Origin of the sequence: Enterobacteriaceae endosymbiont of Donacia fulgens (assembly GCF_012567545.1) — a bacterium.
Lineage (GTDB): Bacteria > Pseudomonadota > Gammaproteobacteria > Enterobacterales > Enterobacteriaceae.
Genome location: NZ_CP046182.1, coordinates 229,381 through 244,788 on the forward strand (window position 1 = coordinate 229,381; position 15,408 = coordinate 244,788).

General features: G+C 16.4%; 12 protein-coding genes. 3 read left to right on the top strand and 9 right to left on the bottom strand.

Annotated elements, in window-relative coordinates; all coding sequences use genetic code 11:
* The first annotated feature begins 10 nt into the window (after positions 1–10).
* From GJU05_RS01070 to GJU05_RS01080, 3 genes are all read left to right on the top strand, one after another.
* Positions 11–586: a NifU family protein gene (locus GJU05_RS01070; protein WP_208753705.1), complete on the top strand. Its 576-nt coding sequence runs from the start codon at positions 11–13 to the stop codon at positions 584–586.
* Between the two features lie 120 nt (positions 587–706).
* Positions 707–1,597 (top strand): homoserine O-succinyltransferase, encoded by an 891-nt coding sequence (locus tag GJU05_RS01075; protein WP_208753706.1) that lies wholly within the window; start codon positions 707–709, stop codon positions 1,595–1,597.
* 51 nt (positions 1,598–1,648) lie between these two features.
* Positions 1,649–3,403 (top strand): proline--tRNA ligase, encoded by a 1,755-nt coding sequence (locus tag GJU05_RS01080; protein ID WP_208753707.1) that lies wholly within the window; start codon positions 1,649–1,651, stop codon positions 3,401–3,403.
* On the opposite strand, the gene tilS is transcribed toward GJU05_RS01080, so the two are convergent.
* The 9 genes from tilS to pyrH all read right to left on the bottom strand — a co-directional run bounded on the left by tilS (position 3,378) and on the right by pyrH (position 15,402).
* The gene (gene tilS, locus GJU05_RS01085; RefSeq protein ID WP_208753708.1) at positions 3,378–4,700 is read right to left on the bottom strand and encodes a tRNA lysidine(34) synthetase TilS; all 1,323 of its coding nucleotides are present in this window, start codon (positions 4,698–4,700) and stop codon (positions 3,378–3,380) included. The two genes, GJU05_RS01080 and tilS, sit on opposite strands and share 26 nt — an antisense overlap.
* A gap of 39 nt (positions 4,701–4,739) precedes the next feature.
* Positions 4,740–8,264: a DNA polymerase III subunit alpha gene (gene dnaE, locus GJU05_RS01090; protein ID WP_208753709.1), complete on the bottom strand. Its 3,525-nt coding sequence runs from the start codon at positions 8,262–8,264 to the stop codon at positions 4,740–4,742.
* Between the two features lie 6 nt (positions 8,265–8,270).
* A complete protein-coding gene (gene fabZ / locus GJU05_RS01095) occupies positions 8,271–8,711 on the bottom strand; it encodes a 3-hydroxyacyl-ACP dehydratase FabZ (protein ID WP_208753710.1) in 441 nt (146 codons plus the stop codon).
* 75 nt (positions 8,712–8,786) lie between these two features.
* Positions 8,787–9,305, bottom strand: coding sequence for an OmpH family outer membrane protein (locus GJU05_RS01100; protein WP_208753711.1), 519 nt, complete (start codon positions 9,303–9,305; stop codon positions 8,787–8,789).
* 38 nt (positions 9,306–9,343) lie between these two features.
* Positions 9,344–11,836 carry an outer membrane protein assembly factor BamA gene (gene bamA / locus GJU05_RS01105; protein ID WP_208753712.1) on the bottom strand — a complete coding sequence of 831 codons (2,493 nt, stop codon included), beginning with the start codon at positions 11,834–11,836 and terminating at the stop codon, positions 9,344–9,346.
* Positions 11,817–13,178 carry an RIP metalloprotease RseP gene (rseP, locus tag GJU05_RS01110; RefSeq protein ID WP_208753713.1) on the bottom strand — a complete coding sequence of 454 codons (1,362 nt, stop codon included), beginning with the start codon at positions 13,176–13,178 and terminating at the stop codon, positions 11,817–11,819. The genes bamA and rseP overlap by 20 nt, the downstream gene beginning before the upstream one ends.
* A 98-nt stretch (positions 13,179–13,276) precedes the next feature.
* A complete protein-coding gene (gene uppS, locus GJU05_RS01115) occupies positions 13,277–14,014 on the bottom strand; it encodes a polyprenyl diphosphate synthase (protein ID WP_208753714.1) in 738 nt (245 codons plus the stop codon).
* Between the two features lie 72 nt (positions 14,015–14,086).
* Positions 14,087–14,641: a ribosome recycling factor gene (locus tag GJU05_RS01120; RefSeq protein ID WP_208753715.1), complete on the bottom strand. Its 555-nt coding sequence runs from the start codon at positions 14,639–14,641 to the stop codon at positions 14,087–14,089.
* A gap of 32 nt (positions 14,642–14,673) precedes the next feature.
* Positions 14,674–15,402: a UMP kinase gene (pyrH, locus tag GJU05_RS01125; protein ID WP_208753716.1), complete on the bottom strand. Its 729-nt coding sequence runs from the start codon at positions 15,400–15,402 to the stop codon at positions 14,674–14,676.
* Positions 15,403–15,408 lie beyond the last annotated feature (6 nt).

Genomic DNA, 15,408 nt, shown 5'->3' on the forward strand with positions numbered 1-15,408 from the left:
TTTATTAATTATGTTACAAATAACAAAATCAGCTCAAGAATATTTTTTAAAATTATTATCAAAAAAAAATAAAAATATATGTATTAGAATTTCAGTTTTAATTAAAAATAATATATTTAAAGGAAATGTTTCTTTTTGTGATATACAAAAAATTAAAAATAATGATATTAAATTAAATTTTAAAAAATTAAATATATTTATAGACTATAATAGTAATAAATTTTTAGAAGATATAAAAATAGATTTTATAAAAAAAAAATTATCTACAAAATTAGAATTTATAGTTTTAAATAATAAAAAAATAAAAAATAATAAAAACATACAAAATCTTAAAAAAGATATTGATAATTTTTTAAAAAATATTATTAATCCTAAATTATTAAATCATGGAGGATTTATTACATTAAAAAATATAACAATTAATAATATTTTATTATTAGAATTTCATGGTGGATGTCAAGGATGTTCAATGAGTAATCATACATTTAAAAATTGGATTGAAAAAGAAATAATATATAATTTTCCAAATATTAAAGGAGTATACGATATAACTTTTCATAAAAAAAATAAATTATCTTATTATTAAATAAATAAGTATATCATTTTTTATTTAAATATTTTATGATTCTTAAAATATATAATTACTATTAATTTATTAGTATAAAAATATTTATTTATTCAATATTTAAATAAGGAATAAAGATATATGCCAGTAATAGTTCCAAAAAAATTACCTGCTATTAATTTTTTAAAAAAAGAAAATATATTTTTATTAATAAAATCTAAAAAATATCAAAAATATTCAAATTCATTAAAAATACTTTTTTTAAATTTAATGTTTAAAAAAATTGAAACAGAAAATCAAATAATTAGATTATTATCTAATTCTTCTTTATTTATAGATTTATCATTATTATCTGTAAGAGATAATAAATCATCTAATAATTTATCAATAAATCATATTAATAAATATTACTTAAATTTAGATCAAATTTATAATAAATATTATGATGGTTTAATTATTACAGGAGCTCCTTTAGGATTAATTAATTTTACAGATATAAGATATTGGAAAGAATTTGTAAAAATTATACATTGGGCAAAAGAACATGTTAATTCTATTTTTTCTATATGTTGGTCTGTACAGGCAATACTAAATATATTATATAATATACCAAAAAAAATTAATCAATCAAAAATTTTAGGTATATTTAAACATAAAATTTTATTAAAAAAAAATTTTTTAGTTCAAGGATTTGATGATTATTTTTTTGTTCCTCATTCTAGATATTCTGATTTTTCTTTAAATTTTATAAAATATTATACTGATTTTAAAATTATTTCTTATTCAAAAAAAGCTGGTGTATATATTTTTTCAAGTAATGATAATAAATATATATTTATTACTGGTCATCCGGAATATGATGCATTAACAATAAATCAAGAATATTTAAATGATTTAAAAAATGGATTAAATATTAATTTACCATATCATTATTATCCTTTAAATAATCAAAAATTAATACCAAAAATTAATTGGAGAAGTCATGGTAATTTATTATTTTTAAATTGGTTAAATTTTTTATTTTATAAATAAAAATATTTTATATAAATTTTTTTAAAATATTTAATTTTAAAAGGAGTTTAAATGTTAACAAGTAAATATTTATTTTTTACATCTAAAAATAAAATACATAATAATAATATGAATAGTTATTCCTTAATGATTAAAGCAGGAATGATTAGAAAATTATCCTCAGGGATATATACTTGGTTACCTACTGGATTAAGAGTAATTAATAATTTTAAAAAAATAATACATTATTTTATGAAAGATATAGGAGCAATAGAATTATTATTACCTATATTACATCCAAGTAATATATGGAAACAAAGTGGACGTATAAATGATTATGGTGATGAATTATTAAAAATTTTAGATCGTAAAAGACATAGTTTTATTTTAGGACCTACACATGAAGAAGTTATAACTTATTTAATAAAAAATGAAATTAAATCATATAAATATTTACCTATTCATTTATATCAAATCCAAACAAAATTTAGAGATGAAATTAGATCACGTTTAGGAGTTATACGTTCTAAAGAATTTTTAATGAAAGATAGTTATTCTTTTCATATAGATGATTTATCTTTAAAAGAAACTTATAATATTGTATTAAAAACTTATAAAAAAATATTTAATATTATTAAAATAAATTTTTTAATGATAAAAGCAAATAATAATGTTATTGGAGGTGATATTTCTCATGAATTTCATATTTTTTCTCATAATGGGGAAAACTCGATTTATTTATCTAAAAATAAAAAATTAATTTTAAATAAAGAATTAGGAGAATATTTTATTTATAAAAAAAATAATATAAATAAAAAAAAAATTCTTAAAAAAAAAATATTAAATTTAAAAAATTGTTTATCGTATAAACATTTAGCTAAAATTTGTAATACATCAATAAAAAATATTATTAAAACAAATATTATACAAACATCAGATAAAAAAAATCCTTTTATTGCTTTATTAATTAGAGCTGATTATAGATTAAATTTACATAAAATTCAAAAAATTAATAATAAAATAATTAAAATTTTATCAGAAGTAGAAATAGAAAATTTTTTTAAAATAAATATAAATTCAATAGGTCCTTTTAATTTAAAAATTCCTATTATTGGAGATTATTCTATAATTAATATGTATAATTTTATTATAGGATCTAATATTAGAGATACATATTTAATTAATGTAAATTGGAAAATAGATTTACCTATACCTAATAATATTAAAGATATTCATGATGTAACTAAAAATAGTTTAATTTTAAATAATAAAAATTTAGTAAAAATTAAAAATACTATTGAAATAGCACATATTTTCCAAATTGGAACAAAATATTCTAAAACAATGAATGCATATATTTATGATAAAAATAAAATTAAAAAACCAATATATATGGGATGTTATGGAATTGGAATATCAAGATTAATTGCAGCTATAATAGAACAAAATTATGATTCTCAAGGGATTTATTGGCCAAATTCATTATTAGCTCCTTTTTTAGTAGCAATTATTCCAATTAACATGAATAAATATTCTATAGTTGAAAAATATTCTTTTTTACTTTATGAAAGATTTAAATTATTAGGAATAGATGTAATACTTGATAATAGAAATTTAAATCCTGGAGTAATGTTTACAGATATAGATCTTATTGGAGTACCACATATAATAATTATTAATAATCATAATATTCTTAATAAGAATATCGAATATAAATATAGAAAAACAGGATTAAAAAATATTATTTCTGTTGATTTAATTGTTGATTGTATTTTTAATAAAATTAAGTTAAATAAATGTTTTAATATATTTTATTCCAAAAAATAAAAAAATTATCTTTTTTAAAAAGAGTTGCAGTACCTTCTTTAGTAATTAATTTATTTTCTAGTTCTGCAATTAATATATTATTATAAAATAATAATGGGATTTGTTCTCTTTTCCATTTAGGAATGGATAGTTTTTCCCATATAGAATTTATATTATTTTTATTTTTAAAAAAATATTTTTCTGAAATATTAAATTTTACATATATAATTTCATTATTTTTTGGTTTTCTAATATATATTGATTCTTTTTTATAATTTAAATTAGTATTTAGTACTATCAATTTTCCTAGTTTATTAGGTAAAATAAGAGGAACTTTAACATTATTCCATAATAAAATATTATTTTGTAAATTAGGAAAATATTTTATACAATATAAATAATTTTTATATTTACGAATAATATATGTACCAATTTTAATTTGGGAATTATTATTATTTTTACAACAAACAATTTCATTCCATATCATAAGTAATATTTTTCTAGAAGGTAAATAACAATATTTGTTATATTCTATCCATTTTCTAATAATAAAATTTCTTTTTATTATATTAAAATTATATAATGGTTTAATAAATAAACTATTATCTTTTTGTATTAATTTGATTAATATCGGATTTATTAATTCTGTTAATAATTCCTCTTGTTCTTTATAATTTTTTATAGATCTAATAACTGAATTTTTAAAAAATGGCCATCTATTAGTTATTTTAGGTAAAATAATATTACGTAAAAAATTACGATCATATTTTGTATTTTTATTACTGGGATCTTCTATCCATTTTAATTTTTTTTGTATAGCATAATTAATTATTTGTTTTTTACTTATTTTCAGTAAAGGACGAAATAAAATTAGATTATCAAAAATTTTAATTCTAGATATTCCTGATAACCCTTTTGGTCCACTTCCTCTTTTTAAGAATAAAAAAAAATTTTCGCATTGATCATCTAAATGATGAGCAGTTACTAAAATTTCATTTTTATAAATAATATTTTTAAAAATTTGATATCTTTTTTTACGAGCAGATTGTTCTATACTATTTTTACATTTAATATTTATATTTTTATAAATAAAAGATATATTCCATTTTTTACATTGTAGAAAACATTTTTCCATCCAAAAATTTGATTTATAATTTAAATTATGGTTAATATGAATAGCCCTTAATAATAAGGGATATTTATCTCTTAATTTAAATAAATTATACAGTAATACTGTAGAATCTATACCCCCACTATATGCTATTAATATTTTTTTATATTTATATAAAATTTCTTGTATTTTTTTTTCTATCAACATATTTTAACATTTTTATTTTAAAATTAAAATAATAAAATTTTAGTTAAATTCTAATTTAACATTATTATCTAATAAATTAATAAATTTATCAAAATTATTTTCTTCTATAGAAATAAAATAAGATTTTTTATAAAAAATTTTATTTTTAATATTGGAATTTTTATAAAAAAAGTATATTGGTATATTTTTTATATTTTTTTTTTGAAAAAATAAAATTTTTTTTAAATTTTTAAAAAAAAACATATTTTTCAAAATTTTCTTATTTGTAAAAATAATTTTTATACTATTTAAATATTTTTCTCGTATAGTTGTTATTTTTAAAATACTATTAACATCACAGATAAATAATTTTAATAAATTATTAAAATATAAAATCCCGTTTATAATAACAATATTATTTATCATAATAATATCATTTTTATTATTTAAAATATCTAATGATAAATGTACTTCAAGAATATCAGAACTATCATCTAAATCAAAAAAAATAAATTTTTGTTTTTTTTTATTATAAAAAGTACGTAAATTACTAATAATTCCTCCTATTGTTATTCTTTTAGGTAATTTACTAGTTTTTTTAAAATTAATAATAATATTTTTTATATTATTTTCTTTTGTATAAAATAAAATTTCTTTTAAATATTTTTTTAATGGATGTCCTGTTAAATAACAACCTAAAATATTTTTTTCTTTTATAAGAATATCTTTTTTAGTCCAGAATAAATTTATATTATTATCAATATATTTATTATCTTGTAATAATATTTGATTTTTTTTATTAAATAAATCTATTTGACCTGTTTTTTTTTCTTCTAAATATTTATTAATAATTTTTGTAATTTTTTCTAAATTATTTATTAATAATCCTCTATTAAAATTAAAATCATCTAATGAACCAGATAATATTAATACTTCTATAATCCTTTTATTTATTTTTTTAAAATTTATTTTAGTAAAAAAATCAAATATAGATTTAAAATAACCATGTTTTTTTCTAGCTTTTAAAATATTAAAAGCTTGTTGCTGACCAATACCTTTAATAGCTCCTAATCCGTATATTATATTACCATTTTTATCTACATGAAATTTATATAAACTTTTATTAATATTAGGTGGTAAAATATTAATTTTTAAATTTTTACATTCATTAATTAAATAAATAATTTTATTTATATTATCCATTTCTGATGTTAAAACAGCAGCCATAAATTCAGAAGGATAATATAATTTTAACCATAAAGTTTGATAAGATATTAAAGCATATCCAGCAGAATGAGATTTATTAAAACCATATGAAGCAAATTTCGCCAAAAAATCAAAAATTTTCATAGATAAAGTTATATTAATTTTTAATTTTTTTGAACCATATAAAAAACGTTTTCTTTGTTTTTCCATTTCTTTATGTTGTTTTTTACTTATTACTCTTCTTAAAATATCTGCTTCTCCTAAACTATATCCTGCTAATACTTGGGCTATTTTCATTACTTGTTCTTGATATAAAATAACTCCATAAGTAGATTGTAATATTGGTTTTAATTTTTTATGTTGCCAATTTTTATCAGGATATGAAATGATTTCTCTACCATGTTTTCGGTTAATAAAATTTTCAACCATACCTGATTGTAATGGACCTGGTCTAAACAAAGCTAATAATGCAATTAAATCTTCAAAATTATCTGGTTTCAATTGTTTAATTAATTTTTTAATACCTTTTGATTCTAATTGAAATATACCCGTAGTTTTAGCTAATTTTAAAAAATTAAAAATTTTTTTATCATCTAATATAATATTATTAATATTAATTAATTCTTTGTTGTTTTTAATTAATTTTTTGTTAATCATATTTATAGCATGATTAATTACAGTTAAAGTTCTTAATCCTAAAAAATCAAATTTTACTAAACCAATTTCTTCTATATCATTTTTATCAAATTGAGTAACTATATTCTCTCCATTATAATCACAATATATAGTTGTATATTTTATAATATTATCAGGACATATTACAACTCCACCAGCATGTTTTCCTATATTTCTTATTGTTCCTTCTAATTTTATAGAAGTCAGTACTAATTCTTTGATATTATTATCTGATTTATATAAATCAGATAATTTTTTATTATTCATAAATGCTTTTTTTAAATCAATGCCTAAATCAAAAGGTATTAATTTTGAAATACGATTAATAAAATCATATGGATATCCTAAAACTCTACCTACATCTCTTATAACGGATTTTGCAGTCATAGTCCCGAATGTTATAATTTGCAATACTAATTCCTTACCATATATTTCTTTTACATGATTAATTACTAAATCACGTTTTTCCATACAAAAATCAATATCAAAATCTGGTAATGATATTCTTTCTGTATTTAAAAATCTTTCAAAAATTAAATCAAATTTTATAGGATCTAAATTAGTAATATCTAAAACATAAGCTACTAATGAACCAGCTCCAGATCCTCTTGCAGGTCCTACTGGGATATTATTTTTTTTTGCCCATCGAACAAATTCCATAACTATAAGAAAATAAGAAGGAAAACCCATTTTATTTATAATATTTAATTCATGATTTAATCTTTTTATATATATATTTTTTTTTATTTTAAATAAATTTGATTCAGGATATAAAATTTTTAGTTTTTTTTCTAAACTTATATAAGATTTTTTAATAATATATTTTTCTGGAGTTATGTTTTTTTTTATATAAAAATTTGGTAAAAAATATTTACCAAATGATAAAAAAACATTACATCTTTTAGATATTTCTACGCTATTAGATAGCGATTCAGGAATATCTTGAAATAAAAAACACATTTCTTCTGTATTTTTTAAAAATTGTTCTTTACTATAAAGATATTTTTTATTAATTTTATTTAAATTATATCCTTTATTGATTGCAACTCTAATTTCATGATGATAAAAATCTTCTTTATTTAAAAAACGTACATTATTAGTTGCAACTATAGGAATAGAAAAATAACGAGATAATTTTAATATTGAATTAATATAAATTTCTTCATTATCAAAATTAGTTCTAGTTATTTCAAAATAAAAACAATTGTAAAAATATTTTTTAAAGAAATTAATTATTTTATTTATTAAAAAAAAATTTTCTTTTATAATGTTTATTCCTATCTCTCCCTGTAAACTCCCAGATAAAATAATTAATCCTTTATTATACTTTTTAAGTAAATTATAATTAATAACAGGACCTAAGTTATTATTATACCCATCTTTATAAGCATGGAAAATTAATAATTTAATATTTTGTAATCCAATATTATTCATTGCTAATATAGTTAATATTGAATATTTATTTGAATTAATATTTTCAAAATTTTTAATTTTTAAATCTACACCAATAATAGCTTTTAATCCTAATTGATGAGCTATTTTATAAAATTTTATTAAACCAAAAATATTATTAAAATCAGTAATAGCTATTGCTGGCATATTTAATAATACACTTTTTTTTAATATTTGTTTAATTTTAGCTAGCCCATCTTTAATAGAATAATCACTATGTACATGTAAGTGAATAAATTTTGGATAATTCATATTTTTTTATTTTAAAATTTTCATACACATTATTTTTGATTGACAAATAATTTTATTATTAATTTTTGCTACACTATTAAAATATATTAATGAATTTTTTTGTTTTTCTAAATTACTTTCTATTATTATTTGATCTCCAGGAAAAGCTGGTTTTTTAAAACGTACTTTATCAATACCAGTAAGATAATAAAATAATTTTTTTTTTAATTTTTCGTTATTTGTACTTTTATATAATAAAAGTCCTGTAGTTTGTATCATAGATTCTAATAATAATACTCCAGGATAAATTGGATTATGGGGAAAATGACCTTGAAAATAAGGTTCATTTATAGAAATATTTTTTATAGCATTTAAAAATGTAAATTTTTTAAATGCTATAATACGATCTACTAAAATAAATGGATATCTATGTGGTAAAATAGATAATATTTCATGAATATCTGACATATTATTTTAATTATTTTAATAAATATAAATTTATTATATAATTTTTTTGTAATTAATCTATTTAAATTTTTTTCATTAAAAAGAAAAAACATTATTTTGTTGATTTGCTAAATCAATTACATCATTTGTAATATCTTTAACATTTTTCATATAAGCTACTGCAGAAGTATCTAATACAAGATTATAATTTCCTTTTTTTGCAATAATATTAATTAAATTATATATAAAAATTAATATTTTATTACGTGCTTTTTCTTGTTTTTGAGTATTTTTTTTTGTAAAAAATTTTATTTTTTTTAATAAAATTTTTTTTTCATATATAATTTCTTTTTTTATTCTTTCTTTATCTTTTTTTGATAATTTTGAACTTTCTAATTTTTTTATTTTAGATAAAAATAATTTTTTCATTTTTTCAATTACTAAAAAATCAGAACGTAATTCTTGTTCTAATTTTTTAGACATAGTATTTTTTTGAGGTATTGTATAAAAAATTTTTGCAATATTAATTATTACTATTTTAGGACAACAATAAGCATTATCAAAAGGGATAATTAAAATTATCATTAATAACATTATTTTTAAAAAATATTTCATATAATCATATACTCCTATTTATTTTAAATAAAATTAAATTACCATTTTTTTAAAAAATTAAATTGAAAAAATTGAGTCTTATCTGTTTTATATTTTTTAAATGGATATGCAAAAGATATATTTATATCTCCAAAAGGAGTATGAAATTGAAAAGATAAACCAATTGAAGATCTTATTTGTGAAAAAATATTAAAATTTGGAATTTTATATAATTTAAACAAATAATTATTTTTCCATGAAGTATCTATTAAATTACCAATATCTAAAAAAAAAGAAGATCTTATTTGTTCTATATATTGATTATTCAAAAATGAAATAGGGATAATTAATTCATTATTTAAATTAAATAAAAAATTACCTCCAATTGAATTATTAGATAAACAAATAGTTTTTCCATCATTACAATGATATTTTTTTGAAGAATAATATACAGCTTTAGGACCAATACTATTTGTTTGAAAACCTCTTATTGTATTAGCACCTCCTAAATAAAAATTTTTATAAAAAGGATATTTACCACCTAAAAAACCATTTCCATAACCAAGATTACTTTTAAATAAAATTACTAAAGGATTATTTTTAAAATAACTTTTAAATATTTGTAAATTTAAAGGAATATATCTTGAATAATTAAAATTAATTTTATAATTACGATTTTTACTATACCAAGGAATTGAAAAATATGTTTTTAAAGAACTTAATATACCATTTTCTGGTATCAGATCTAAATTTTTTAAATTACTATATAAAAAAGAATAATTAACTATAAATTCATCTAATAAATAATTATCATATAATTTATTATATATTTTATATCCTATATATCTAAGATAATTCCATAAATATAATTGTGGTTCAATATTACTAATTTTATTTTGTACAAATCCAATACTATTAGTTATAATATAATTATTATTAATAGGAAATTTTAAAATTCCAAAAAAACCTTTATTTTTATTAATATAATTATAAAAAAAGTTATCATCTTCATTAATTGTATTTAAAAATATTTTTATACCAGCATTAATTTTTTTAAAAAAAATATGATTTTTCATAATAAATAACTGTAAATAAGAATGATAAAAATCTTTACTAAAATTAATATCTATATCATATCCAGTACCTATAAAATTATTTTGTTGTAAAATAGTATTAAATCCTAATAAACCTCCTTGAATCATTCCTAATCCTGATCTTAAAAATCCTTCATTTTTCTCATCTATTTGATAGATTATATCTAATGTATTATTTAAATCATAATTTTTATGAAAAAATATTTCTACTTTATTAAAGTATCCTAAAGAATATAATTTTTCTTTAGTTTTTTTGACTAATTCAAGATTAATTGGTTTTCCTTCTATTTGTAAAAGTTCATTTCTTAAAATAGAATCTTTAGTAAAATTATTTCCTAAAAAATTAATTTTTCTGACATAATATTGATGATTAGTGTTAATTTTAAAAATTATGTTTATTTTATTATTTTTTTCATCTAAAATTGTTTTTATTTTAATTTGTGAATCTAAAAATCCATTTTTTTCTAAAAATTTTTTTATTTTATATTTTAAATCCATAATTTTTTTATTTTGATAAATTTTACCTGGTAAAATATTAATTATATTTTTAATATATTTATAATATTTCTTTTTATCAATATCTAATAATATTTTATTAAAAAAAAACCTTTTATTTTCTTTTATTTTTATTATTAAATAAATTTTTTTTTTATTAAATGATAAATTTTGAATAATATTTTCTATTTTAAATTTTACATATCCATTATTTATATAAAATTTTTTTAAATTATCTAAGATTTTAATAATATAACTAATTTCATATTTATTTTTTTTTGAAAAAATAAATAAAAAATTATTATTTATTTTTAAATAATTTAATAAAAAATTAGTTGTATAATGATTATTACCTATAATATTAATTTGATGAATTTTTGTAAAATTATCTTCTTTTAAAGTTATTAAAATATTTACTTTATTATTTTTATTTTTTATAATTTTTATTTTTACAAATGAAGAAAACATTGAAGATTTTAAAAAAAATAATTCTATATTTTTTCTTAAAAAAAATATTGAATTATTATTCAATACTTTACCTTTTTTTATTTGTAATTTATTTAATAAATAATTAATAATATCATTATTAAATATTTTACCTCCTTTAATAATAATATTATTAATAGTTGGTTTTTCTATAACTTTTATAAAAAAAAAATTTTTATTTTTAAAAATATTAATATTATTTACCATATTAGTTATAAATAATGTATGCATAATATTAGATATTTCTTTAAAAGAAATACATTTTTTTGTATTTATATATGAAGATATTCCAAGATCTTTTAATTTAATTTTATTAAGACCAAAATATATTATATTATTAATACAATATTTTTTTTTTAAAACAGCTGAATAACAAATATTATTCATATTAAAAAATAATAAAAAAATTAAAATGTATTTATAATATTTAAATTTTTTTGTAAAATATTTTTTTTTATTAAAACTGTTTGAAATCATTTATAAATGTAAACCCCATGATTATAGTTAAAATAACTATACTAATAGTATAGATTAATTGTTTAATTTTATATGGTATTTTTTTACCAATAATTTTTTCATAAATTAAAAATAATAATTGTCCACCATCTAAAATTGGTATAGGAAATAAATTAATTATACTTAAATTAATATTTATTAAAGATAAAAACAAAAAATAATAAATAAAATTATTACGAACTAGTATACTTGCAATATGACCTATTGAAATAGGACCATTTAATTTATAAATATTTTTTTTATTATTTAATAAATGAATAAAAGAATGAATAATCAATTTAATTGATTTTAAAGTTTCACTAATAGCTTTTTTTAATGATTTAATTAAATTTAATTTATATATAATTTTTGAAGTATCTTTAATTTTTATTAACTGGGGTAAAAAACCTAAAAAACCAATTTTTTTAGATTTTCTAAAAGAAGTTAAAATAATAAAATTCATATTTTTTTGTTTTCTTTTTATTTTTATATGAATAAATTTATGTGGATTATTATATATTAATTTTTGAAAATTATACCAATTAATAAATTCTTTTCCTTCTATACTTAGAATTTTATCACCAATATGTAACTTTGATTTATCTGCTGGAGATCCAGGTATTATATATGTAATAATAGGATTAATCTTTAATCCTTTAGGTATAATACCTAACATTAATATTAAGTTTTTTTCTTTTGAAAATTTTATAAAATTATGATCAATATTAAATTTTTTATTTTTAATAAAATGATATTTTTTTTTATTAATCTCTAAATTTATTTTATGATTTAAATTAATAAATTGATTAAATTTTAAGTTTAGAAAATGCCAACTATTAATATTTATTCCATTAATTTTTTTAATTTCTAAATTAGATTTTAATCCAATTACATTAGCAATTGAATTATAATTAATTTCATTGATAATATTTTTTTTTATAGGTAATCCTATAAAAAAAATTATCCAATAAACTATTATTGCAAAAATAATATTTGCAATTGGACCTCCTAAAACAATTAATACCTGCTTAAAAAAAAATATTTTTTTAAAAAATAATAATTTAAATTTTTTTATATATTTTATATTATTATCCGTAATAATATCAGGCATTTTAACATACCCACCTAATGGGATTAATCTTAATACATAATTAGTTCCATACTTATCACGATATTGAAAAATTTTTTTACCAAAACCTATAGAAAAACATTCTATATAAATATTAAATAAACGTGCTATATAAAAATGTCCATATTCATGTATTATAACTAAACTACTTATAGTTATTATAAATATAATTATGTCATATAAAATATTAAACAAAATTTGAACTCCTAAAATCAGGATTTATTAATTTATATTAATAAAATATAAATTAAAATTTATCTATAAAATTCATTTTTAATAAAATTTTAATTTTATTAATCTCCACCAAAACGACGATTTCTTTTGATAAAGGAACTTAATGCTTTTTTAAAATCTTTTTTATTAAAATCAGGCCATAATTTTTTAGTAAAATATAATTCTGAATATGCAATCTGCCAAATTAAAAAATTACTTATACGATATTCTCCACCTGTTCTTATTACTAAATCTACTGGAAAAATATCATTTAAGCAAATATAGTTATTTATAATATTTTCATTAATATTTTCAGGATTTAATAATCCTTTATTAATGTTTACAGCAATTTTTTTTACACTATTTACAATATCCCAACGACCACCATAATTAGCCGCTATATTTAATAATAATTTATTATTATTTTTTGTTAAATTTTCTGCTTTAATAATTGATTTTTGTAAATTAAAATTGAATTTATTTTTATTACCAATAATTTTTAAACGTATTTTTTTTTTTTTTAAATTTTTTGTTTCAACATCTAATATTTCTTTAAATAAATTCATTAAAAATGTTACTTCATCACTAGATCTTTTCCAATTTTCGCTACTAAAAGCATATAAGGTTAATGCTTTTATATTATATTTTAAACATAAACCAATTATTTTTTTTACAGTTTTAACTCCTTCTCTATGACCTAAAAAATTTAATTTTTTATTTTTTTTAGCCCATCTTCTATTACCATCCATAATAATTGCAATATGATTAGGATAAGAGAAAATATTATTTTTTTCTTTACTAATTTTATTTATTTTCATTTTTTCTTAAAATTAAAAATTTTATATTATAATAATAATATAAAAAAATTTTATTTTTTAAAATCTAGCTTATTAATTAAATAATTCTTTTTCTTTTTTTTTTAAAAATTCTTTTATATAGTTAACATAAAATGTAGTTTGTTTTTGAATAAGATTATATAATTTTTGTTCTTGATTTTCATCAATATATTTTTTTTTTAAAGAAAGTTTAATTTTATTATTTGTTTTTCTACGTATATTACGAATATTAATTTTATTAAATTCTGCTTCTATTTTTATATTTTTAAAAATTTTTATTTTTCTACTTTCTGTCATAATAGGAATTTTAACATAAATATTAGAATCTATTATTTTTGTTGTTACATCTAAATTTGAAAGTACAATACTTTTTTCTATGTTTTTTATGATTGTATAATCAAATGGAGTTATTTTAAGAGTAGAAGAATTTTCTACAACTATAGAAGATATATGATGAATTAATATAAATTTATTATTTAATTTTACAGAAATATTATTTAATAAATAAGGAGATAATCTATTTTGTGATAAATTATTAATTTTATTTATAAATAAATCTAGACATTTTTGCATATTTTTTTTATTATTATTTATAATATTATTATACATACAATATCCTTAATTTAAATTATATATTTTACTTAATTATTTTTAATCACTGTTCCTTCAATTTTTCCAGTTAAAATTCTATAAAGTGATCCTGGTTTTTGAATATTGAAAATATGTATAGGAACATTATAATCACGTGCTAAAATAAAAGCTGTATTATCCATAATTTTAATTTTTTTTTTTATTACATAGTCATAATCTATTTTATTAAAAAATTTAGCATTAGAATAATTAATAGGATCTTTTGAATATACTCCATTAACTTTTGTTGCTTTTAATATAGCATTAGCTTCTAATTCAATACCTCTTAAACATGCTGTAGTATCTGTAGTAAATAAAGGATTACCAATTCCTCCTGTTAATATAATTATATTTTTTTTAATTAAATCAATTGCTTTAAAAGCATTATATCCTGTACATATTCCTGGTATTGGTAAAGATGACATTAAATATACATTAATTAATTTATTTTTAATAGATTGATATAATAGTAAACCGTTAATAATAGTTGATAACATACCAATTTGGTCACCTAAAACTCTTTTTAAATTATTATTTCCATTACAATATTTTCCTCTAAATAAATTTCCTCCTCCTATTACTATTGCTATTTCAATACCTAAAGGTAAAATACTTTTTATTTCTTTTATAATATAATCTAATAATTTATTATCTATACCAGATAAGTTTTTACCTTGTAAAAATTCACCACTTATTTTTAATATAATACGATTATAAATTATTTTTTTTTTAATATTCATATAGTA

Coding starts and splice junctions, on each gene's coding strand:
- GJU05_RS01070 (WP_208753705.1), top strand. CDS start 11: ATGTTACAAATAACAAAATCAGCTCAAGAATATTTTTTAAAATTATTA.
- GJU05_RS01075 (WP_208753706.1), top strand. CDS start 707: ATGCCAGTAATAGTTCCAAAAAAATTACCTGCTATTAATTTTTTAAAA.
- GJU05_RS01080 (WP_208753707.1), top strand. CDS start 1,649: ATGTTAACAAGTAAATATTTATTTTTTACATCTAAAAATAAAATACAT.
- tilS (WP_208753708.1), bottom strand. CDS start 4,700: ATGTTGATAGAAAAAAAAATACAAGAAATTTTATATAAATATAAAAAA.
- dnaE (WP_208753709.1), bottom strand. CDS start 8,264: ATGAATTATCCAAAATTTATTCACTTACATGTACATAGTGATTATTCT.
- fabZ (WP_208753710.1), bottom strand. CDS start 8,711: ATGTCAGATATTCATGAAATATTATCTATTTTACCACATAGATATCCA.
- GJU05_RS01100 (WP_208753711.1), bottom strand. CDS start 9,305: ATGAAATATTTTTTAAAAATAATGTTATTAATGATAATTTTAATTATC.
- bamA (WP_208753712.1), bottom strand. CDS start 11,836: ATGATTTCAAACAGTTTTAATAAAAAAAAATATTTTACAAAAAAATTT.
- uppS (WP_208753714.1), bottom strand. CDS start 14,014: ATGAAAATAAATAAAATTAGTAAAGAAAAAAATAATATTTTCTCTTAT.
- GJU05_RS01120 (WP_208753715.1), bottom strand. CDS start 14,641: ATGTATAATAATATTATAAATAATAATAAAAAAAATATGCAAAAATGT.
- pyrH (WP_208753716.1), bottom strand. CDS start 15,402: ATGAATATTAAAAAAAAAATAATTTATAATCGTATTATATTAAAAATA.